General features: G+C 45.8%; 19 protein-coding genes and 1 tRNA gene. 13 read left to right on the top strand and 7 right to left on the bottom strand.

Features of this window, described 5'->3' with window-relative positions:
* The first annotated feature begins 11 nt into the window (after positions 1–11).
* Positions 12–2,228 (top strand): CDC48 family AAA ATPase, encoded by a 2,217-nt coding sequence (locus ACIM339_RS05875; protein ID WP_015283696.1) that lies wholly within the window; start codon positions 12–14, stop codon positions 2,226–2,228.
* Positions 2,229–2,237: 9 nt separating this feature from the next.
* Positions 2,238–2,480 carry a PRC-barrel domain-containing protein gene (locus ACIM339_RS05870; RefSeq protein ID WP_015283695.1) on the top strand — a complete coding sequence of 81 codons (243 nt, stop codon included), beginning with the start codon at positions 2,238–2,240 and terminating at the stop codon, positions 2,478–2,480.
* On the opposite strand, the gene prf1 is transcribed toward ACIM339_RS05870, so the two are convergent.
* The gene (gene prf1, locus ACIM339_RS05865) at positions 2,481–3,701 is read right to left on the bottom strand and encodes a peptide chain release factor aRF-1 (protein WP_015283694.1); all 1,221 of its coding nucleotides are present in this window, start codon (positions 3,699–3,701) and stop codon (positions 2,481–2,483) included.
* An 88-nt stretch (positions 3,702–3,789) separates the two neighbouring features.
* On the opposite strand from prf1, the gene ACIM339_RS05860 reads away from it, so the two are divergent.
* Complete coding sequence (locus ACIM339_RS05860) at positions 3,790–4,212, top strand: archease (RefSeq protein ID WP_015283693.1); 423 nt, start codon at positions 3,790–3,792, stop codon at positions 4,210–4,212.
* Between the two features lie 104 nt (positions 4,213–4,316).
* Here ACIM339_RS05860 and ACIM339_RS05855 read toward each other — a convergent pair.
* A tRNA-Gly gene (locus ACIM339_RS05855) sits at positions 4,317–4,389 on the bottom strand.
* 96 nt (positions 4,390–4,485) lie between these two features.
* Here ACIM339_RS05855 and ACIM339_RS05850 point away from each other — a divergent pair.
* Genes ACIM339_RS05850 through ACIM339_RS05835 form a run of 5 tightly spaced genes read left to right on the top strand, consistent with a single transcriptional unit; the run spans position 4,486 to position 7,953 of the window.
* Positions 4,486–4,713 carry an LSM domain-containing protein gene (locus ACIM339_RS05850; RefSeq protein ID WP_015283692.1) on the top strand — a complete coding sequence of 76 codons (228 nt, stop codon included), beginning with the start codon at positions 4,486–4,488 and terminating at the stop codon, positions 4,711–4,713.
* Between the two features lie 11 nt (positions 4,714–4,724).
* Positions 4,725–4,892 (top strand): 50S ribosomal protein L37e, encoded by a 168-nt coding sequence (locus ACIM339_RS07845; protein ID WP_015283691.1) that lies wholly within the window; start codon positions 4,725–4,727, stop codon positions 4,890–4,892.
* Positions 4,867–6,276, top strand: coding sequence for an amidophosphoribosyltransferase (gene purF, locus ACIM339_RS05845; protein ID WP_015283690.1), 1,410 nt, complete (start codon positions 4,867–4,869; stop codon positions 6,274–6,276). The genes ACIM339_RS07845 and purF overlap by 26 nt, the downstream gene beginning before the upstream one ends.
* Positions 6,277–6,313: 37 nt before the next feature.
* Positions 6,314–6,562, top strand: coding sequence for a hypothetical protein (locus ACIM339_RS05840; RefSeq protein WP_015283689.1), 249 nt, complete (start codon positions 6,314–6,316; stop codon positions 6,560–6,562).
* Complete coding sequence (locus ACIM339_RS05835) at positions 6,559–7,953, top strand: hypothetical protein (protein WP_015283688.1); 1,395 nt, start codon at positions 6,559–6,561, stop codon at positions 7,951–7,953. The genes ACIM339_RS05840 and ACIM339_RS05835 overlap by 4 nt, the downstream gene beginning before the upstream one ends.
* Here the strand turns inward: ACIM339_RS05835 and ACIM339_RS05830 are convergent, their stop codons facing one another.
* Genes ACIM339_RS05830 through ACIM339_RS05820 form a run of 3 tightly spaced genes read right to left on the bottom strand, consistent with a single transcriptional unit; the run spans position 7,954 to position 10,981 of the window.
* The gene (locus tag ACIM339_RS05830) at positions 7,954–8,241 is read right to left on the bottom strand and encodes a DUF357 domain-containing protein (protein ID WP_015283687.1); all 288 of its coding nucleotides are present in this window, start codon (positions 8,239–8,241) and stop codon (positions 7,954–7,956) included. It lies immediately after the preceding gene.
* 38 nt (positions 8,242–8,279) lie between these two features.
* Entirely contained in the window at positions 8,280–9,767 is a 1,488-nt protein-coding gene (locus ACIM339_RS05825) for an ATP-binding protein (RefSeq protein WP_015283686.1), read from the bottom strand.
* Between the two features lie 26 nt (positions 9,768–9,793).
* Positions 9,794–10,981 (bottom strand): proteasome-activating nucleotidase, encoded by a 1,188-nt coding sequence (locus ACIM339_RS05820; protein ID WP_015283685.1) that lies wholly within the window; start codon positions 10,979–10,981, stop codon positions 9,794–9,796.
* A 94-nt stretch (positions 10,982–11,075) separates the two neighbouring features.
* On the opposite strand from ACIM339_RS05820, the gene ACIM339_RS05815 reads away from it, so the two are divergent.
* Entirely contained in the window at positions 11,076–11,357 is a 282-nt protein-coding gene (locus ACIM339_RS05815; protein WP_015283684.1) for a DNA-directed RNA polymerase subunit L, read from the top strand.
* Here the strand turns inward: ACIM339_RS05815 and ACIM339_RS05810 are convergent.
* Both ACIM339_RS05810 and smc read right to left on the bottom strand, forming a co-directional pair.
* Positions 11,350–12,201: a segregation/condensation protein A gene (locus ACIM339_RS05810; RefSeq protein WP_048103836.1), complete on the bottom strand. Its 852-nt coding sequence runs from the start codon at positions 12,199–12,201 to the stop codon at positions 11,350–11,352. The genes ACIM339_RS05815 and ACIM339_RS05810 overlap by 8 nt on opposite strands.
* The gene (gene smc / locus ACIM339_RS05805; protein WP_015283682.1) at positions 12,191–15,727 is read right to left on the bottom strand and encodes a chromosome segregation protein SMC; all 3,537 of its coding nucleotides are present in this window, start codon (positions 15,725–15,727) and stop codon (positions 12,191–12,193) included. Before smc ends, ACIM339_RS05810 begins: the two co-directional genes overlap by 11 nt.
* A gap of 207 nt (positions 15,728–15,934) precedes the next feature.
* Between smc and ACIM339_RS05800 the strand changes: the two genes are divergently transcribed.
* The 4 genes from ACIM339_RS05800 to ACIM339_RS05785 are packed head-to-tail and all read left to right on the top strand — an operon-like array spanning position 15,935 to position 19,152.
* On the top strand, positions 15,935–16,867 hold the full coding sequence (locus ACIM339_RS05800; RefSeq protein ID WP_015283681.1) for a hypothetical protein: 933 nt from the start codon (positions 15,935–15,937) through the stop codon (positions 16,865–16,867).
* Entirely contained in the window at positions 16,864–17,367 is a 504-nt protein-coding gene (locus ACIM339_RS05795; RefSeq protein WP_015283680.1) for a DUF429 domain-containing protein, read from the top strand. Before ACIM339_RS05800 ends, ACIM339_RS05795 begins: the two co-directional genes overlap by 4 nt.
* Positions 17,368–17,425: 58 nt before the next feature.
* Entirely contained in the window at positions 17,426–17,881 is a 456-nt protein-coding gene (locus ACIM339_RS05790; protein WP_015283679.1) for a 30S ribosomal protein S15, read from the top strand.
* On the top strand, positions 17,881–19,152 hold the full coding sequence (locus ACIM339_RS05785) for a DHH family phosphoesterase (protein WP_015283678.1): 1,272 nt from the start codon (positions 17,881–17,883) through the stop codon (positions 19,150–19,152). Before ACIM339_RS05790 ends, ACIM339_RS05785 begins: the two co-directional genes overlap by 1 nt.
* Positions 19,153–19,161: the final 9 nt, after the last annotated feature.

The following is a 19,161-nucleotide window of genomic DNA, read 5'->3' as shown; positions in this document are numbered from 1 at the left end:
TTGCGTGCCCCATGGAAAAGGAACTCATACTCAGAGTTGCAGAGGCTCCACAGATGGATGTCGGTCTCGGAAGAGCGAGGTTGGATACCTCATCACGCCTCATGCTTGGTCTGGAGGTAGGTGATGTAATAGAGATTGAAGGAAAACGGGTAACAGTCGCGAGGGTTTTCAGGGCCAAGCAGGAGGATGAGGGCCGCGGAATAATAAGGATAGATGGACACATAAGACGCAATGCCAAGGTCACCGTTGGTGATAAGGTTCGCGTCAGAAAGGCCGAACCCGTTGAGGCCGAAAAAATTGTGATTGCTCCACTTATCGGGAAAAACCAGAGACTCAGATTCGGGGAGGGCATAGGCGAGTTTATAAGAAGGGTTCTGCTCAAAAGACCCCTGGTTGAGGGGGATGAGATAGTTGTACCTAACATAACCCTCATGGGGCGCACAGGCATACTTTTTCAGGTTGTAAAAACCCTGCCGGGAAAGAAGGTTGTTCAGGTGGGAGTACAGACAGTCATAGAGGTGAGAGAGGAACCACCCACCGAGATGGAGGAGGAGCTTGAGCACGTTACCTACGAGGACATAGGAGGACTGGAGAGCGAACTTCAGAAGGTTCGAGAGATGATCGAGTTACCTCTGAAACATCCAGAACTGTTTGAAAGATTGGGAATTGAGCCTCCCAAGGGTGTGCTTCTCTACGGTCCCCCGGGCACGGGAAAAACTCTCATAGCAAAGGCAGTGGCCAATGAAAGCAATGCGAATTTTTACGCCATAAACGGGCCTGAGATAATGAGCAAGTTCTATGGACAGAGTGAGCAAAGGTTGAGGGATATCTTCCAAAAGGCTCAGAAAAATGCACCAAGCATAATATTCATTGACGAGATTGACAGTATCGCTCCAAAGAGGGAGGAGGTAACAGGTGAGGTTGAGAGAAGGGTGGTTGCCCAGCTTCTAACACTTATGGATGGTTTGAGCAGGAGGGGGCACATAATTGTTATAGGAGCAACAAACAGGATAGATGCCATAGACCCCGCCCTGCGCAGGCCTGGCAGGTTTGACAGAGAAATTGAAATTGGTATACCTGACAAGAAGGGAAGAAAGGAGATTCTTCAAATTCACACAAGAGGTATGCCAATTGAGGGCACTCCTGAAGATAGAGATAAGCTGCTTGAAGAACTTGCAGAGCTCACCCACGGATTTGTGGGTGCAGATCTTGCTGCGCTTGCAAGGGAGGCTGCCATGAAAGCGCTTCGCAGATACCTTCCCCAGATAGATCTGGATAAGCCCGTACCCACCGAGATCCTTGAAAATATGAAGGTAAAGAGGGAGGATTTCAAAGAGGCACTTAAGGAGATAGAGCCCAGTGTTCTGCGTGAGGTTATGATCGAAATACCCTCCGTCCACTGGGATGAGATAGGTGATCTGGAGGAGGCAAAAAGGGTACTGAAGGAGGCCATTGAACTGCCCCTAAAGGAGCCACAGAAATTCAAGGAGATGGGGATAAGACCCTCCAAGGGTGTGCTTCTCTACGGTCCCCCGGGCACAGGAAAAACCCTGCTGGCCAAGGCAGTCGCCACCGAGAGTGAGGCAAATTTCATAAGCATAAAGGGGCCAGAGGTCATGAGCAAGTGGGTTGGCGAGAGTGAGAAGGCCATAAGGGAGATCTTCAAAAAGGCAAAGCAATCCTCACCCTGCATAGTCTTTCTCGATGAGATAGACTCCATTGCCCCCCGCCGCGGTTACTACGCGGGTTCCGGCGTGACCGAGAGAATTGTGAATCAACTTCTAACCTCCATGGACGGGCTCACAAAAATGGAGGGTGTGGTTGTCATTGCGGCTACGAATCGCCCAGATATTGTGGACCCTGCATTACTCAGGCCCGGAAGAATAGACAGGATAGTCTACATACCCCCTCCAGATGAGAAGGCTAGGCTTGAAATTTTAAAGGTTCATACCCGCAACATGCCCCTTTCCGAAGATGTATCACTGGAGAAAATTGCAGGAGAGACGGAATTCTACACGGGAGCGGATCTGGAAAATCTGTGCAGGGAGGCTGGAATGGCTGCCATAAGGGAAGATAGTGAAAAGGTTGGCATGAAACACTTTGAAGAGGCGCTGAAAATAGTACATCCCTCTCTGGACAAAGAAACAATAAAATACTACGAAAACATTGGGTTAGAGTTGAGTAAGGGTGTTAAAACCAAAAAGGAGGATTTGGGCTACTACTCGTGAGGTGGTAATATGAAGAAGTTCGTAACGGAATTGAGAGGAAAAACTGCCATGACGGATGACGGGATGATTCTCGGAACCATTGACAATTTCGTGATAGACACGGAGACGGGCAAAATAATGCACATGCTGATAATTCCCGCTGAAGATTTTGATGCAAGGGGATTCAAAAAGGATGCCCAGGGCAGGTTGATAATGCCGTTCCAGACAATGCGCTCTGTACGGGATGTGGTTGTACTTACCCTTAAAAAATAATCAGCGATAGCGCAGTATTGCGGCTATACCACCAAAAGCCTTTGAAAATATTTTTCCCTCTTCACTTTCATCGGAGATGAGTTCAACCTGAGTGTTGAACTGCTCTGCTATATCGTAGTACTCCTCTATCAGGTCCTTTTTTTCCACCGTGTCCATTACTGAACCGCAGTTTGGACATGTTTTTTCTGGAATCGCGCCCTTCACAGTTTCCTTTATTTCATACCCACACTGGGGGCATTTCCAGGTAACCCTGTATCTTCTCAAACTATCGGAGATAAGAAGCACATCCACAGCACCACGCTCAAGAGCCTCACGAACTTCCATCTCTCCGTAAAGAGCCAGTCCCCCATCGGGCTTTCTGATCTCCTTGAAAAATCTCTGAAGCAATTGCCTCTCACGGAAAACCTCAAGGTTTTTCAGCGTGGTTGATGCCTTTTCCACGAGTTCATGTAGTCCATACTCGTCTGTATAACCCACATCAAAAACCTCAATTATCTTCTTTTTAAGTTCATGATGCAGGTAATCACCCTTTAGAAAACTATCCTTCGTGCCTCCTGGACCACCGACAAGTATGCCCTTGAGCCTTTCTTCGGCGAGGAATACCTCGTTGGCCTTGTCTCCAACCTTCTTGAAAAATTCGTGCACGGCAAGTTCTATGAGTCTCTCAAATCTTCGCGATGACTGCCCTCCCTGGTGATGCTTGCTGGGAACCATGCTATCCAGATGCTTCACAACCTCAATTCTGGTGCCCTTCAGAAATCCAATGGTGGCTTCCTTCCTGTCTATGACCAGAAGCCCGTATATGTCCTTATCCCCCAGCATTGCCTTCAGGGGCTCAAGATAGAATTTAGAATCACATTTATAAATAAAGGACTGCACTGGCTCTGGAGGCTCAAAAACGTATGAAACCATCTCGGTCTGATCCCCTCGCTTTATGACATGTCCCACAAAAACCACCAGACCGTTTGGAGGGGGCATCTTGAAGTACTTCAAGCGAGACATTATGCTCTCAATTGCGCTCATAACATTCTTTCGTGTGGTTTTGCTCTTTATATTTGCCGAGGTTCCATACTCATCCCGCAGGTATGCTATCACATCCGAAATGGGGCGCTTTGGAGGTACGTAAACGGATATGAGCTCGGTGCCTCTACCCTCGTATTTCTCAAGTTCCTCCAGATACCTCCGAAACTCGTATTTTTTCCGTGCCTCCTCGCTGTCCATTTTTCCACACCTTAATTGGGGAAATGGTTCTCTCTAATAAATATTAGCCCTAAGAAAAATTTAAATTCTACATTTCGCTTTTCCCGGTGTGGAATACGATTATGAAATCTTTGACCACACAGCAGACGTGGGCATAATCGTGCGTGGGAAAACACTGGAAGAACTCTTTGAGAAGGCCGCGTACGCAATGTTTGACATAATTTTAAATGCTGAAAGAATTCAACATGCGGGGAGGTACAGGGTATCCGTATCATCACCAACCCTGGAGGATCTCATGGTTGACTGGCTCTCCGAACTGCTCTACGTATTCTCCACAGAACTCTTCGTTATGGGAAAATTTGATGTGAGAATAAAAAAACTCAAGGACGGATATCGTCTGGATGCAACCTGCTGGGGCGAACCGTACAGGAAGAAAAAGCATGGAATAAAGACTGAGATAAAGGCCGTCACCTATCATGAATTGAAAGTAGATCCGGAAAGGGGATGTGCCAAGGTTCTGTTTGACATATAATTAAAAAATTATTTGATGATGCGAGCATACCTAGCCTTACCCGTTGCTTGTGAATTGGGATCTACATAAAAACAAATTTACTAAAAGTAAGGGTTTTGAAATAGTGCAGGCGCCGGGATTTGAACCCGGGCTAAGGGCTTGGAAGGCCCTTGTGCTGCCAGACTACACTACGCCTGCCCAAAAACGGAAATAATGAGGGGATATATAAATTTGGCGTTGCGCCCAAGCCAAAATTTAAATATGGGAATTAAATAAAGGGGCGTAGTGGTAAAGATGACAGAACAACTGAAACCTCTGCATGTTCTCCACGAAAGCCTCAACAAGCCCGTGCTTGTCGCGATGAAGGGCAATAAAGAGTATCGTGGAGTGCTGGATGGATACGACCAGCATCTCAATCTCGTGCTGAAAAATGTGGAAGAAATAATAAATGGAGAATCCAAAGGCGTGCATAACGTTGTGATCGTGAGAGGAGATAATGTAATTTACATATCTCCACCTTGAGGTGAGCAAAAATGACGAAAGGTACAGCATCAAAGGGTAAGCGAAACAGAACGCCCACACACATAGTGTGCAGAAGATGCGGACACAAAACCTATAACGTGCATACAAAGAGGTGCTCCCACTGTGGCTATCCTGCCCCAAGAATGCGCTCCTATGCGTGGGCTAAAAAGAAGAAATGAGTACTGCGGGATAGCAGGTTTTGTTTCCAAATTTGATGTTTCTCAACTGCTTTATTTTTCCCTTCGCGCTCTTCAACATAGGGGTCAGGAGAGCGCGGGCATAGCCACATACGCCAACGAGGATATTCTTATACACAGGGGGATGGGACTAGTTCACGAGGTTTTCAATTCTCAGATTCTGAATCATCTGAGAGGTAAAGTGGGTATTGGGCATGTAAGGTACTCCACCACAGGAGGTTCAATAGAGGAGAACGCCCAGCCCATAAAAATTTACACGAAGGAGTACAGGATCGCAGTGGCGCACAATGGGGAAATAGTGAATGTCCGGGAACTGCAGGATTTTTTGGGAAGGGCAGGTTCTGCATTTGTGACAAAGGCAGACAGCGAAATCATAGCCAGATTACTTGCCTACGAGTTGAGCAAGCACGATGTAATTGAGAGTTTGAAGAACATGGTTCGGATGCTTAAGGGATCCTTCTCCCTTGTCATTCTCATAGACAGCCGCCTGTTTGCCATTCGGGACCCCTTTGGAATCAGGCCACTTGCACTGGGGGAGATAAACGGAGGATTCGGGGTTGCATCTGAAAGCACCGCGTTCCATGCCATAGGTGGCACATTCACCAGAGATGTGCAGCCGGGAGAGATTGTTGAGATAAGAGAAGATGGTTTTGTAAGCCACCATGTATTCAGGAAACAACATTACGCTCACTGCATGTTTGAGTATGTTTACTTTGCAAGGGCCGATAGCATAATTGATGGGCAACTGGTTTACGATGTACGTCGCAGAATTGGGCATATTCTTGCAAAGGAACATCCCGCAAATGCAGATGTGGTTGTTCCCGTTCCCGATTCCGGAAGAGCCCATGCCCTGGGATTCTCTGAAGGAAGCGGTATCCCCTACGCAGAGGGACTTATGAAGAACAGATACGTGGAGCGCACCTTCATTCTTCCATCCCAGGAAACAAGGGTGATGGAAATAAATATGAAACTCAGTCCCGTTAAATCTGTTGTGGATGGAAAGAGAATTGTGCTTGTGGACGATAGCATAGTACGGGGAAACACCATGCGAAAAATCGTGAGGATGCTGAAGGATGCAGGAGCAAAGGAAGTGCATGTCCGCATAGGCTCCCCTCCCATAATCGCACCCTGCTATCTTGGCATTGATATGAAAACGCGTGAGCAATTCATAGCCGCCGGAAAGAGTGTGGAAGAGATAAGAAGGGTCATAGGAGCAGACTCTCTTGGATACATAAGCATTGATGGGCTCGTGAAGGCGATAGGACTGCCAAGGGAGGATATCTGCCTAGGGTGCCTGACGGGAGAGTACCCGGTACCCATTGATGGAGAGAAGATAAGGTTCCAGAGCGATCTTGAGGAGTTCTGACCACAACTTATATTATCCCGTAGACCATGGGTATGCCGTGAAGAAGATAAGAAAACTGAATATGAGAAAGGACTTCGAGTTTCGCTACATGCTGGGTCAGGCACTCAAGGAGCTTCCCGAGGGTGTGCAGGGTTCTCTCAAGGGTAGCATATACGCAAAGGCATCAAATCAGGGAATAAGGGAAGCAAAGGAGTACATTCTGAAGAAGAAGGATGAAGGTGTTATAGACGAAAAACTGGCGAAAAGATTGATAGACCTGCTTTACAAGTACAGCGTGTACAGATGATAGAGGATTACATTCTACCAACTCCTCTTCCGGAAAAACTCAAATCGAAATTTTTGGGAGGTACTTTGAAAATTGGAGAGCATCGCAGCTTTGAAGGTTTCATAGTCAGAGTTCCGAATGCACAGCACATAAGAGACCTTCTCTGGAGGTCCCTGTCTCCCAAGATTGGTGATTTTACAATCAAGGGCATAACCCCATTTCCACAAAATGGTTACCCAGTTATGCCAGTTCTCATACCCCACTGGGTAAAACTCAACTTTTCATTCGGTTTTGTGGAGGGAAGGGTATACGACCTATCCCAGTTTTCTCCACTCCACGGAAGATTTCTGCTTGTGGAAGATGCGAGAAAAATGCAGGTGGAGAAGTATCTGATCGGTGACGCTCCCTCCTTGGACGGTGGGAAAATATACAACGTATTTGACATGGCATTCGCAGAATCCACCAGGGATGTGATGCTTTCCTTCTTTATGTCGTCTGGTAATTATCTAACGAGAATTGGAGGATGCACAGTATCGCTTCTCACCCCCCTATCCGAGAATTACGCTTCAAATTTTAAGGATATTGAGAGCATTGTAAAGGGGCTCAACCCCATTTTAACGAAGAATTCAATGAGGGTGGAACTGATATACGAAGAGCCGCTGAAGGTGAGCATCAGAAGCGCTCTGAGAATAAAGTACGAGAAGATGAAGAGCAGCAAAGCGGCAAAGTTTTACGAGACCCGGAGAGGGAGGGAATGGGAGAAGAGTGCAATAACAGATGCCACAGTAAAAATGGAAAATCTGATCAACTCTGCAGAACTTGCCTTCATACCTTATAGGGAAGAGGTGCAGGTGGATGATTCTGAACTTCGCGAATACTCCCTTGACATAGCCACCTACGTACTGCACAGGCATGTTATTCAGCCAGAAATAGACATAAATGCAATAATCCCGATGAAGGAGAGAATTATGAGAAAGATTGACTCCGAATTTCCCCTGCTCTCAGAGGCTATGAAGATGGGAATACTTATGGACATTTCTGATGTGAACGGATTTGGGGAGCACATCGGAAGGTTGATAAACTCCTGGGAGAGACTGGGCATGGGTGATCCCCTGGGAAAGGTGCTGAATATCTACACCATTCTTTTTGAGAGAATAGAGGATGCATTACAGGATAGGCTCAGGAGTGAGATATCTGCACTCAGCGAGAAAAGGAGATTTGAAAGAGCCATAAACCGAATCCTATGGGAACTCAACGTTCTCCGTCCAGAGGGCTGGGACTTCTTCTACTTTGAAAGAAAACTGGAGGAGAGGGGGATATTCAGAAATGCAGAAAGGATATTTGAGGAACTTGTGCAGAAGGGTATAGTTATAAGAAAAAAAGATAAATTCCTGGCAGTGGGACAGGTTTAATCACCTTGCAAGCGTGAACAGAGTGTGGTCATCTTCAACATCAAAAATACCCAATCTGGCTCCCGCATCTAGCCAGCCATGGGCGTAATAAATTGCTCCCAGGGCCCTTACATAATCTCCCTTTTTTCGAAAGTACTCTGCATCCTCTATGTAGGCCCTGGCCATGCCCAGAAAATCCCTGGCTATGGGGTAAAGATGAGAGTTCTCAGGCACGGAGATCCTGACCTTTTCGTACGCCTTCCTCGTTATTTCAAAATAATGATGAAGGGTCTTATCGTCTATTTCCATAGATGAGGATATGGACAAATGGATAAAAAGATGATGCCTCAAACCACCTTCACGCTCTCTCCACCATGTTTAGTTTCCCGAGGTCTAATTTCCACAAACAGAGGCATGGGAATATTTCCACCTGTCACCAGGGCCACACCCACGGGCAAGCGCTGTATCTCCTCAAGTGAGCCCTTAGTCAGGCCCTCAACCGAGTTGCCAATTGCGCGGAGATCGTTTGGATTGGTCACGCGGAGAATAATCTGCGTGTTGCACTGGGATAGAATATTCTTGTCCACCTTGGCAGGTCTCTGGGATATTATGCAGAGCCCTAGCCCGAATTTCCGGCCCTCCGAGGCAATTGTTCTTAAAATTTTTGTGGATGAGGCCGTTCCCTGCTGGGGCGCATAATTGTGAGCCTCTTCAATAACAAGCATAAGTGGTGGGATCTTGTTCCTCTTTCTCAACTCAAACAGCGCCATGGAGAGCCTCTGAACAACCAGTTCCTGAATATCCGGGGGCACTCCCCTCAGATTTATTATTGAGAGTTTCCCCTGCTGCACAATATCTCCCAACCTTGTTCCTTTCCTGTCAAACACACCCATCTCATCAAGGTACTCAAGCTGGGCTATGAGGGGTGCAAGAGAGTTATTCTCTTCACTTTCAAGAATGCGAATAACATCACGTATGTTGAAATACTGCTTGGAGGTCTTTAGCAAATCCATTGCCTTGCGGAGAGGTATTAGGTACTGCCTAGCATCAAGGTTCATCAGATTCAACAGTTCACGGGGACTCATGGATGCAAGGGTGAACTTTAAAGGCTTACCCTTGTTAAGCTGCACATCCGGGGAGAATACCTTTATTTTTGATGCGTAACCACGGGGTGTAACGCCGAATACTCCATGCATCTTCGTTTTCTTTCCAGGAGTGCTGAGGGAAATGTACTCTCCGTGGGGATCAATGACCACAGCCGTTACATTGTGCTTAAGAAGTTCTTCAAGAAGCACTCCTGTGAAGTAGCTCTTGCCCGCTCCTGTCTTTGCAAGTATGCTCACATGCTTCTGCACCAAAACGTTTATGTCCAGGTAAATGGGGATCTTTCTGTACCTGTAGAGACGTCCAATATATGCTCCCTTTTCACTTATATCCTTGATGCCAATTACCCTCTTTATGAACTCTTCCTCGGCCTTGTAAACCACACTGCCCACATTGAAGGGCGTGCGCGGAAATTGAAGAAGTCCACGCTCATCACGATAGCCTATAACAACCACCATGGCAGAGACAACCTCATTTATCTTCAGATCCTCATTGGCCATTCTAACAGCCTTTTCAAGGGTAAGATTGGTTTTCCTCTTTATCTCATCAACCTTTCCAAGAACCCAACCAAAACGTTCGTGGTACACCTGAACGTAATCCCCCTGCTCCAGATTTCCAGTCACATGGCATAGAAACTCAGTGGTACCCACATCGCCGTAGATTATTCCAACCTTTTTAAGCCCATTATTCGTATATTCCCCACTTGCCGTATTAACATCTATCGCGCTCATTTATCCATCCCTTCTGGCAATTCTGTTTATGCGAACATCTCACCCGGTGCTTCTTTTCTCATCTCATCCGCGTGAAGGAATTTTCTTATTGCCTTCTCAAAGTCATCATGGGTAACGTAGTCCCGCTCATCGCGGATGGCGAACATTCCCGCCTCCATACATATTACCTTGAGATCAGCGCCACTGAACCCATCTGTCTTCTTGGCAACTCTCTCAAGGTCCACATCCTTAAGGTTCATGCGCCTCGTGTGGATCTTGAGAATCTCAACACGGGCATCGTAATCGGGATAGGGCACCTGAATGATCCTGTCAAACCTTCCGGGCCTGAGTAGAGCCTCATCAAGTATATCAGGTCTGTTTGTGGCTGCGATTATCTTCACATTATCCAGGGGCTCAAATCCGTCAAGTTCCGCCAGAAGTTGCATGAGGGTACGCTGCACTTCCCTATCCCCGGATGTGGCCATATCAAGGCGCCTGGCACCTATTGCATCTATCTCGTCAATGAAAACTATGCTCGGCGCCTTTTTCCTCGCAAGATCAAACAGTTCTCGCACAAGTTTTGCTCCCTCCCCAATGTACTTACGTACCAACTCGCTCCCCACAGTGCGGATAAACGTTGCGTGGGTATGGTGGGCCACCGCCTTGGCGAGCAGGGTTTTTCCCGTGCCCGGAGGGCCTGCCAGAAGCACACCCTTTGGCGGCTCAATACCGACCTTCTTATAGAGCTCTGGCTTCAGAAGGGGAAGTTCCACCGCCTCCCGGATCTCTCTAATCTGCTTATCCAACCCTCCAATATCATCGTATGTCACGTTTGGCTTCTCAATTATTTCAGCCGCAGCAATGGATGGATCGTAGGATTCAGGAATCATATGGACTATGGCAAAGGTCTGCTTGTTTAGTGCAACCTTGGCACCTGGTTTTATGGATTCCCTGGGCACATAGGAGGATACGTTAACAATGAATGTTGGACCTGCACTGCTTCTCACAACGATCTTGTTATCATCAATAACATCCTCAATGGTTCCCACAAGAAGGGGAGGGGTCTTCATACGGTTTATCTCCTTTCGGAGACGCTCAATCTCGCCCTGCAATCTACGCAGTTCTGCCTCAAGATAACGTTTTTCATCCTCCAGAATCCGCACCTGCCTCTGCAGTTCCTCCTTATCGTAATCATAATCGATTATGTCACCGCTATCCACGAAATCCTTAGGCATATTCAAGCACCGTTTTCCATATTGGCTTCTTGGTATTTTAAACTTATGCGACAGGGGCGGAATAATTAAATAATAGCGAAATTTAACCCACAATATGAAGGAAATGGAGTTCAGGATAATTTCAAAGGAGAAAAACGAGATGGTTCTGGAAGTTGTGAACGCGGACAGAACCCTTTTGATTCCCCTGGTTGAGGAACTCAACAGGGATGACATGGTTGAGCAGGCCATTTACCACTATGAGCACCCATACCTTGAAAATCCCACCCTTAAAATAAGGGTGAAAAGTGGAAAGCCCCAGGCGGCAATAAAGAGGGCTGCAAAGAGATTGGAAAAGATTTTTGAGGAAATGGAAAAAGAGTTTGAAAGGGTTAAATAGTTTCCAAACTTATTTCTGGAGGATTTATAAACTCTATGTTTCTCAGCTCCTCCGGTATCAGTATTTTTATGGTTATCTCCCCGTAAGGCACATCCTGATGCAGTTCCACCTTATCAAATTTCTCAAGGAATAGAAGAGAGAGAAAAACCTTGATGAAATCCTCCCTTGTTCCATCGTATACCATACTGAGAGAAATCTCCTCACCATGAACCTCACTCAACCTGGCCCAAACCTCCTTTATCTCCTCCTCCAGATCCTCACGATGAACCTTCTCATCCAGATTGAACTTGAACTTTTCACGAATCTTGCGCTGTCTTTTCTTTATCTCTACTTCCCTTCTTGCTTCGTTTATGGCCTGAATGAGTTCCATCAAACTAACGGGGCGCTCTTCCTCACGTCTCACAGGTTCCTTTATCTCAATACTTGGCTCCACAAATTCTTCCTCATCAAATTCAAAGGCACCCACATCAATATCGAAGAAATCCTCGTCCACATAGTACATCTCTCTTTCGGCCTCTTCAAGCACATCCTTGCTCTTCTTCATCAGTACATTCCACGCCATGTATATTATCCTGCCAGCGATGATGAAATCTATTTCCCTCTCCTTCCTTATCCTTTCAAGGTAGAGCTTTGTGAATTTCATGAGGTCTATTTTCCAAGGGTCGAGTTTTTCATCAAGAACAAGTTCAAATGCTATGGCCACCGCCTTGTCCACAGGATTCTTCGCGGATATATGTATGCCCTCCTCCAGGGTACGGGCCATGTGGATGTAATAATCAATATCAATGTCCTCGTCTAAAAGCGCTTTGTAGTACATAAGATGATCTGTGAGTTCATGCTGCACCTTCTTCCACCTCCGGAACCTTCTGAATGAATACACGGGAGAGACCATCTCCCCTGTGAGTCACACCTATGACATAATCTGCAAATTTCAATGTGGCCTTTCTGAGGGATATGACGATGAACTGGGCCGTGGCTGAGTTTCTCTTTATTATCCTTCCAACCATCTCTGCGTTCACACCGTCCAAGAACATGTCAACCTCGTCAAGCACGTAAAATGGAGATGGATCGTACTGCTGAATTGCAAATATGAAGGCAAGGGCAGTCAGACTCTTCTCTCCACCGCTCAGAGAGTCAAGAAGTACGAACTTCTTACCCACAGGCTTCACGCGTATTATCAGACCTCCTTTGAATGGATCATCTGGGTTCTCAAGCACAAGTTCCGCATCTCCACCGTTGCTTACCTCCTTGTATATCTTCTTGAAGTTCTCGTTTATGGCGTTGAATACCTTCATCAACCCATCCTTCTTCTTCCCATTGAGTTCCTTGACAAGATTGAGTAGATTCTTCCTCTCTTCCTTCAACCTGTTGTACTCCTCCCTCAAGGTCTCGTATCTCTTCCGTTCCTCCTCATACTCCTCAATGCTCCTCATATTCACAGGACCTAGAGAAAGCATCTGAGATTGCAAATCCTTGAGGATGTTCTTGAGCCTCGCCACGGTCTCGACGCTGTGTACCTCTATTCCGTAACTCTCGTAATCCTTCTTCGCCTCCTCATAATTTGCCTCCTGGGTTTTCAGATTTGCAATCACATGAATTTTAAGTCCCTCATTCACCTCTATATCCCACTTCTTCTGGGCAATTTCCTCCTTTATACTCTCTATCCTCTTCACCAGAGCATCACGCTCGTCCACCAATCCCTGGACCTTGCTCTTCTCCCTCTCTAAAATCTCTTCAAGTTTGCGACGCTCAACCTTCAAATTTTCCATTTGCATCTCAAGGTTCCTTATCTCATTGAGCAGGTTCTCTATGCCACTCTCTTTCTTCTTCTTATCTGCAAGGGCATCGTCCTCCCTGGATTGAAGGGTCTTTACCTCCCCCTCAACACGCACGATCTCCTTCTCAGTGCTCTCCAATTTCACCCTTAGGGATTCTACCTCATCCCGGAGTGCATTGATCTCAGAAGATACGTTCTCGGGAATGAGTCTCTGCATCTCTTCCCGCATCTTGGATTCCATCTTCTCCATTCCTTCAATCTTCCCCTTTATCTCCTCCTCTTCAGCCCTCACACTTTCAAGAATCTTCTCGTAATTCTGGATTTCATCCTCAAGTTTCTTCACCTGCGAGCGCAAGATTTTGAGTTTTTCCTGGTTTCTCTTCCTCTCCTCGTTCCATATTGCAATCTGGGAGCTGTTATCCTGGGCCTTCAACTCTCTTATTTTTCTTATCACATCTTCAAGTTCCTCTCTCAAACTCTCCAGTCTTGATCTGATTTCATCACGCTCGCTCATCGCTTCCCTTAATTTGCGTCCAATTTCCTCCAGATTGCCCATGCTTATCTTCTTTCTCCTCTCCACACTTCCTCCTACCATGGCACCGCTTGCCTCTATGAGTTGCCCATCAAGAGTGACAAGACGCACACCGCCCATCAATCTACGAGCATTGTCAAGATTGTCCACAATAACGGTGTCTCCAAACACGTACCAGAATGCTGCCTCAAATTTCTTGTCAAAACTTATTAGGTCCATGGCAAATCCCAAGGCATGAGAATCTCTGGCAGCGAGTATTGCCTTGCCCCTGGGCCTTCCACGGAGCATCTTGTTGAGAGGCAAGAATATGGCCCTTCCAAGCCTGTTCTTCTTCAGGTACTCTATGGCCCTGGCAGCAGCATCATCATTCTCACAAACTATGCTCATCATCCTGGTTCCAGCGGCAATCTCAATGGCAAGAGCGTATTTATCATCCACATTTCCGAGTTCGGCTATGGTGCCGTATATTCCCCTCAACTCTCCCCTATCCCTTGCAGCGAGAATGGCCATAACAGCCCTGCTCAGAGAATCTTCGCTTCCTTCCATCCTAGCCTTTACCTTCTCGTACTCGGCTGTAAGCTGGGTGACGAGTTTTTCCTTCTGTTGCAACTCCTTTGAAAGCCTGGATTCTTCGTTGCTGAGATCGTAGTACCGCTTCTCCAAGGATTTTTTCTCCTTCTCAAAATCTCTTGTCTCGTTCTTGAACTGGGAGATCCTCCACTCTGCATCCCTTATGGCTGCTTCAACATCCTTTATACTCTCCTCCTTGGATGCTATTTCTCCCCTTATCCTGCTGATCTCCCCCTTTATCCTATTCTCCTCATCAACCTTTGAGGCATAAACCTTTCTCAAATTTTTGATCTCCCCCTCTATTTTAGTGACCTCGTTCTGCAGTTCCTTGAATTTCCTGTTGGCCTGACCAAGATTCTGCTCCTTGGTCTTCAACTCCCTAAACTTGCCCTCATATTCCTTCTTTATGGAATCCCTATCACTCCTGAGGACATTTAACTCATCAATTTTTGATTTTTTATCCTTCCTGATCTGGGCAAGGAGAGTTTCAAGATTTTTTATCTCATCCCTCATCTCCTCAACACGGTACTCCTTGTTCTCCTTGTCCATCTTGACCTCAGCATATTTTATCTTCAAATCCTCAATTTTTTTGCTCATCTTGGATATCTCTTCCATTCCCATGGCCTTGATCTTCCTGTCTATTTCGTCAATTTTCCTTTCAACCTCCCTCTCCTCCTCTTCTCTGGCATTTATCTCCTTCCTTAGATTATTTATATTCTCCGTTATCCCATCCAACTGCCTTCTGAGAGATTGGATGGACATTTCGGCCTCCTTCATAGCCGAATAGGCAATTTTTGCATTTGTCTCCAGCATCTTCTCTTCCAGTTCCCTGTAACGCAGTGCAATTTGCCTATCTCTCTCCAATTTTTCCATGTTCCTCTTTATCTCATCCAGCCGCACCTCGATGCGACCCATGTTCTCCTCCGTTATGCGTCTATCATCCTCAGCCTTCTTGATATCGCTATCGAACTTTGTTATGCCCGCAATATCATCCAAAATGATCCTCCGCTCTGTGGGAGTCATCTTGACTATGCTCGTCACATCTCCCTGCTGCACAAAATTATATCCATCTGCACTGATCTTTGCATGCATAAGAATGGAATTGAAATCCTGAAGCCTGGCACGATCGCCGTTTATGTAAAAATAACTGTTGTATCCCTCCTCGTTGTTGGCCCTTTTTATGTACCTTGTGAGCTTTACCTCATCCTCATCGATGGGCAAAACACGGTCACGGTTATCAAAAATCAAACTAACCTTGCAGTAATCAGCAGGCCTCCCATTCTTGCCCCCATTGTATATCAGGTCAGTAAGCCTCTGAGCCCTTATCTTCTTGGAGGATTTCGGTCCCAGAACGAAGAGTATGGCATCAGTTATGTTGCTTTTACCACTTCCGTTGGGACCACTTATGGCTGTAAAACCCTTTTTAAACTCCAATCTTGTCCTTCTGCCGAATGATTTGAAATTTTCAAGCTCAATGGCTTTAAGATACATCCCATCACCTTCTGGCAAATATTTTGTCTGACATGATAACATATCATGTCAGATTCATGACAGATAACATCACAATAGTATTTAAATGTTTCTCTTAAATCTTCCAGCATCTTCCGAGAATAATGCTTAAAATATGTAATTATTCGCAAAAGGTTTAAATACCATTTTGTCATACAATTATATGACAAATGTCTGATGGTGGTTGATATGAAAAAATACCCTTACAACATGGGATCAGCCGTGATATACTCTATCGCTCTTCTCTCCACCCTCTGGTGGATTCCCATATTGGGGCCCATAATAATAGGGTACATAACAGGAAGGAAGGCAGGAGGACCCATAAAGGGGCTAATAGCAATGGCCGTGCCAATAGCACTTTACTTCATGGCAGTACATGCCATAAATGAGGGGCTCATAAACATGCCTCCCGCTGTGAAAACATACTTTGGTGGAACCTTGCTCACATCCACTGCTGCACTTCCCTTTATTCAATACCTACAGGTTAGCACAAGGGTGGCCATGAATGTGGGCACCTACATTGAGCATTATATTTACTATGCACCTCCATCATTTTTTATCATGCTTTCCTTTGCCTTCATAGGAGGAGCTGTTAGCAGACAGATCATACTTGAAAGGGGCATATACAGAGAGGTAGTGAGACCGAAGAAAAAGATAAAACCATTCAAAATAGAGAGGGAAAGAGATGTGGAAAGTGTTGAAGATGAAGAAGAGATGGACACTCCTAGACGCAGAGCCCCTCGCGAATATGTCCCAAATCCAGAGCCCATTGGCCATTATACGCCACAGCCAATGTATGGCTACGCCCCACAGCCCATGCATCCCCAAGTTCAGCCGCAACCTCAAAATTTCCCACAGTACCCACAGCAGTACGGGTCTCCCCAGTACCCCCAATACCCTCCTGCACAACAGCCCCCGTACCCTTACGAATATCCCATTAATCAACCTGTTAGTAAGCAAAGAAAAACAACAAAACACGCGAGGAAAAGGAAAAAAGTTAGGCCATTCCAGGATGAAAGGGAGAGCAAGTTTGTGGTACACGAAATGGACACTCCAAAGAATGTGGAAAGTCTCATAAAAAAGAAAAGCGTAAATAGGGAGCATTCAATTGCATTTCTGTGAGAATAATAGGAATAGATCTAGCTGCAAAGGAGAGAAATCCAACGGGAATCGCCATAATGGATGGTTCGAAAATTAAAACCCTCACACTTTTTTATGATTTTGAAATATTGAACTTCATTGTTCATATTAACCCGAGTGTCATAGCAATAGATGCTCCTCTAACCCTCAAAGATCGTTACGCAGAGAGATATCTGAAAAGATATGGGGCCATGAGTCTCAAGATTCCCTCAATCAGACTTCTTGCGAGAAGAGGCTTGAAATTAAAGGAAGATTTTGAAAAAAAGGGATTTAAGGTGATTGAGGTGTTTCCAACGGCAACCGCAAAGATTCTCGGATTTTACAAAAGAAATAAGATGGAAATGCTCTCCTACTTCAAAGATTTCTCAGTTGATGGTGCTAGGAACAAGCACGAAGTGGATGCCATAATAGCAGCATATACAGCGTACCTGCATCTTCTCGGAAAGTCCAGAACGGTGGATGGTGTGGTTATTCCAGAATAAATGCATAGAAGAAAATCTTTAAGTATTTGATAATATTAGCCACCCAAAGGTGAAATTTATGGGCAGGATTCACGCTAGAAGGAAGGGAAGATCCGGATCAAGAAGGCCTTTCAGAACCGAGAAGCCCGATTGGGTGGATATGAGCAAAGATGAGATCATAGAGAAGGTTATAGAACTGAGCAGAGAGGGGCACTCCCAGGCCATGATTGGCACCATTCTGAGGGACGAATACGGGGTGCCCGACGTAAAACTTGTTACCGGAATGAGTATAGGTAAAATACTTCAGGAAAATGGGCTTGCCCCTCAAATTCCAGATGATTTAATGGCCCTTATGAGAAAGGCTGTAAAGTTAAACAACCATCTTGCATCACATCCAAAAGATCTGGGAAACAAGAGGGGCCTGCAACTTGTAGAGGCAAAGATAAGACGCCTGGAGAAGTACTACAAGCGTGTTGGGAAGTTACCACAGGACTGGAAATACAGCCTGAAAGAGGCTGAGCTCCTGGTGAAGTGATGTCCTCTGTCATTCAAGAGAGGTTAAAAAGAGCCCGAAAACTCATTGAAGAGGGTGATAATTTTAGGATTATCACCCACTACGACGTTGATGGTGTTTGCTCAGGGGGGATTGTGGCCAGATACCTTTTAAAAAGAGGCAAGAGATTTCACATCTCATTCTTTCGCAATGTGGAAAAGGACACTATTTTGAAAATTATCCAGGACGAAGAGTACGTCATAATGACGGATCTCGGTTCTGGACTTATTGATTCTCTTGAGGGAAATGTGATTGTGCTGGACCACCACAAGCCACCAGGAGACAATGAAAACATCATACACGTGAACCCGCATCTTGACGGGTACAACGGCTCCCATGACGCCTGCGCCAGCACACTATCATACATGCTTGCGGATGATCCAAGTATGGCAAAATTCTTCCTTGCAGGGGTGTTTGGCGATAAACAGCATCTGGGAGGGTTCACTGGAATTAACAGAGAAATATTTGAAAAACTGGGCCTGAGGGTGGAAGATGTTGTGGTACTCCACGGAAACGTGGTTGATTCCATTCTTTACTCCACAGAGCCCTTCTTTTTCGGGCTATCTGGAAACCAAGAGGCCATCGAAGAATTCCTGAGAAAAATAAAAATACCTCCAACGAAAGATTTTGAAGAACTATCAGAGAGGGAGAGAACAAAATTGGTCTCTGCACTTACAATGAATCTACTGAAGCACAGCAAGGTTTCAACAATTGGGAGAAAAATAATTGATATGGATGTGGGCGTGGATGGAACAAGCATAAGGTACCTCACAGAGCTCATCGATTCTTCAGCCCGTACCGATAATCAGAGCATTGCCCTTAGCTACGTACTGGGTGATGAAAGCGCAAAAGAAAAAATGGAAGTTCTCAGAAAGGAATACAAGAGCAGGGTTATTGAAGGGATATATTCTATGCTGGATAACCTATTTGAGTTGTCCCATCTCCAGTACTTCTTCGTAAACAACAGTTATCTCGCATCCTCTCTGGCAACCATAGGTTCCCTTTACATACTTGACGATAGAAAGGTCACGCTTGGGATATACTCTGACAACATGGTCCACATATCAGCAAGGGGCACCCAGAAAATAGTAAAAAAAGTTCATCTGGGAGATTTGATGCGCAAACTTTCCCAGAAATTTGGTGGCAATGGCGGGGGCCACGACATTGCTGCAGGGGCTACCATTCCAAAGGGCACAGAGGAGAACTTTATCAAGGAACTAAACACCGAGATAGAAAAAAGTTTATCCTCCTGAAGCATTGGC

The sequence above is a fragment of the Aciduliprofundum sp. MAR08-339 genome (genome assembly GCF_000327505.1).
In the GTDB taxonomy this organism is placed as follows: domain Archaea; phylum Thermoplasmatota; class Thermoplasmata; order Thermoplasmatales; family Aciduliprofundaceae; genus Aciduliprofundum.
The sequence above is the reverse complement of the archived record's forward strand: the minus strand, read 5'-3'. Positions and strand labels throughout refer to the sequence as shown.

Bases quoted from the DNA above. Each gene is read 5' to 3' on its own strand.
- ACIM339_RS05875 (WP_015283696.1), top strand. From the start codon at position 12: ATGGAAAAGGAACTCATACTCAGAGTTGCAGAGGCTCCACAGATGGAT.
- ACIM339_RS05870 (WP_015283695.1), top strand. From the start codon at position 2,238: ATGAAGAAGTTCGTAACGGAATTGAGAGGAAAAACTGCCATGACGGAT.
- prf1 (WP_015283694.1), bottom strand. From the start codon at position 3,701: ATGGACAGCGAGGAGGCACGGAAAAAATACGAGTTTCGGAGGTATCTG.
- ACIM339_RS05850 (WP_015283692.1), top strand. From the start codon at position 4,486: ATGACAGAACAACTGAAACCTCTGCATGTTCTCCACGAAAGCCTCAAC.
- ACIM339_RS07845 (WP_015283691.1), top strand. From the start codon at position 4,725: ATGACGAAAGGTACAGCATCAAAGGGTAAGCGAAACAGAACGCCCACA.
- purF (WP_015283690.1), top strand. From the start codon at position 4,867: ATGCGTGGGCTAAAAAGAAGAAATGAGTACTGCGGGATAGCAGGTTTT.
- ACIM339_RS05835 (WP_015283688.1), top strand. From the start codon at position 6,559: ATGATAGAGGATTACATTCTACCAACTCCTCTTCCGGAAAAACTCAAA.
- ACIM339_RS05830 (WP_015283687.1), bottom strand. From the start codon at position 8,241: ATGGAAATAGACGATAAGACCCTTCATCATTATTTTGAAATAACGAGG.
- ACIM339_RS05825 (WP_015283686.1), bottom strand. From the start codon at position 9,767: ATGAGCGCGATAGATGTTAATACGGCAAGTGGGGAATATACGAATAAT.
- ACIM339_RS05820 (WP_015283685.1), bottom strand. From the start codon at position 10,981: ATGCCTAAGGATTTCGTGGATAGCGGTGACATAATCGATTATGATTAC.
- ACIM339_RS05815 (WP_015283684.1), top strand. From the start codon at position 11,076: ATGAAGGAAATGGAGTTCAGGATAATTTCAAAGGAGAAAAACGAGATG.
- smc (WP_015283682.1), bottom strand. From the start codon at position 15,727: ATGTATCTTAAAGCCATTGAGCTTGAAAATTTCAAATCATTCGGCAGA.
- ACIM339_RS05800 (WP_015283681.1), top strand. From the start codon at position 15,935: ATGAAAAAATACCCTTACAACATGGGATCAGCCGTGATATACTCTATC.
- ACIM339_RS05790 (WP_015283679.1), top strand. From the start codon at position 17,426: ATGGGCAGGATTCACGCTAGAAGGAAGGGAAGATCCGGATCAAGAAGG.
- ACIM339_RS05785 (WP_015283678.1), top strand. From the start codon at position 17,881: ATGTCCTCTGTCATTCAAGAGAGGTTAAAAAGAGCCCGAAAACTCATT.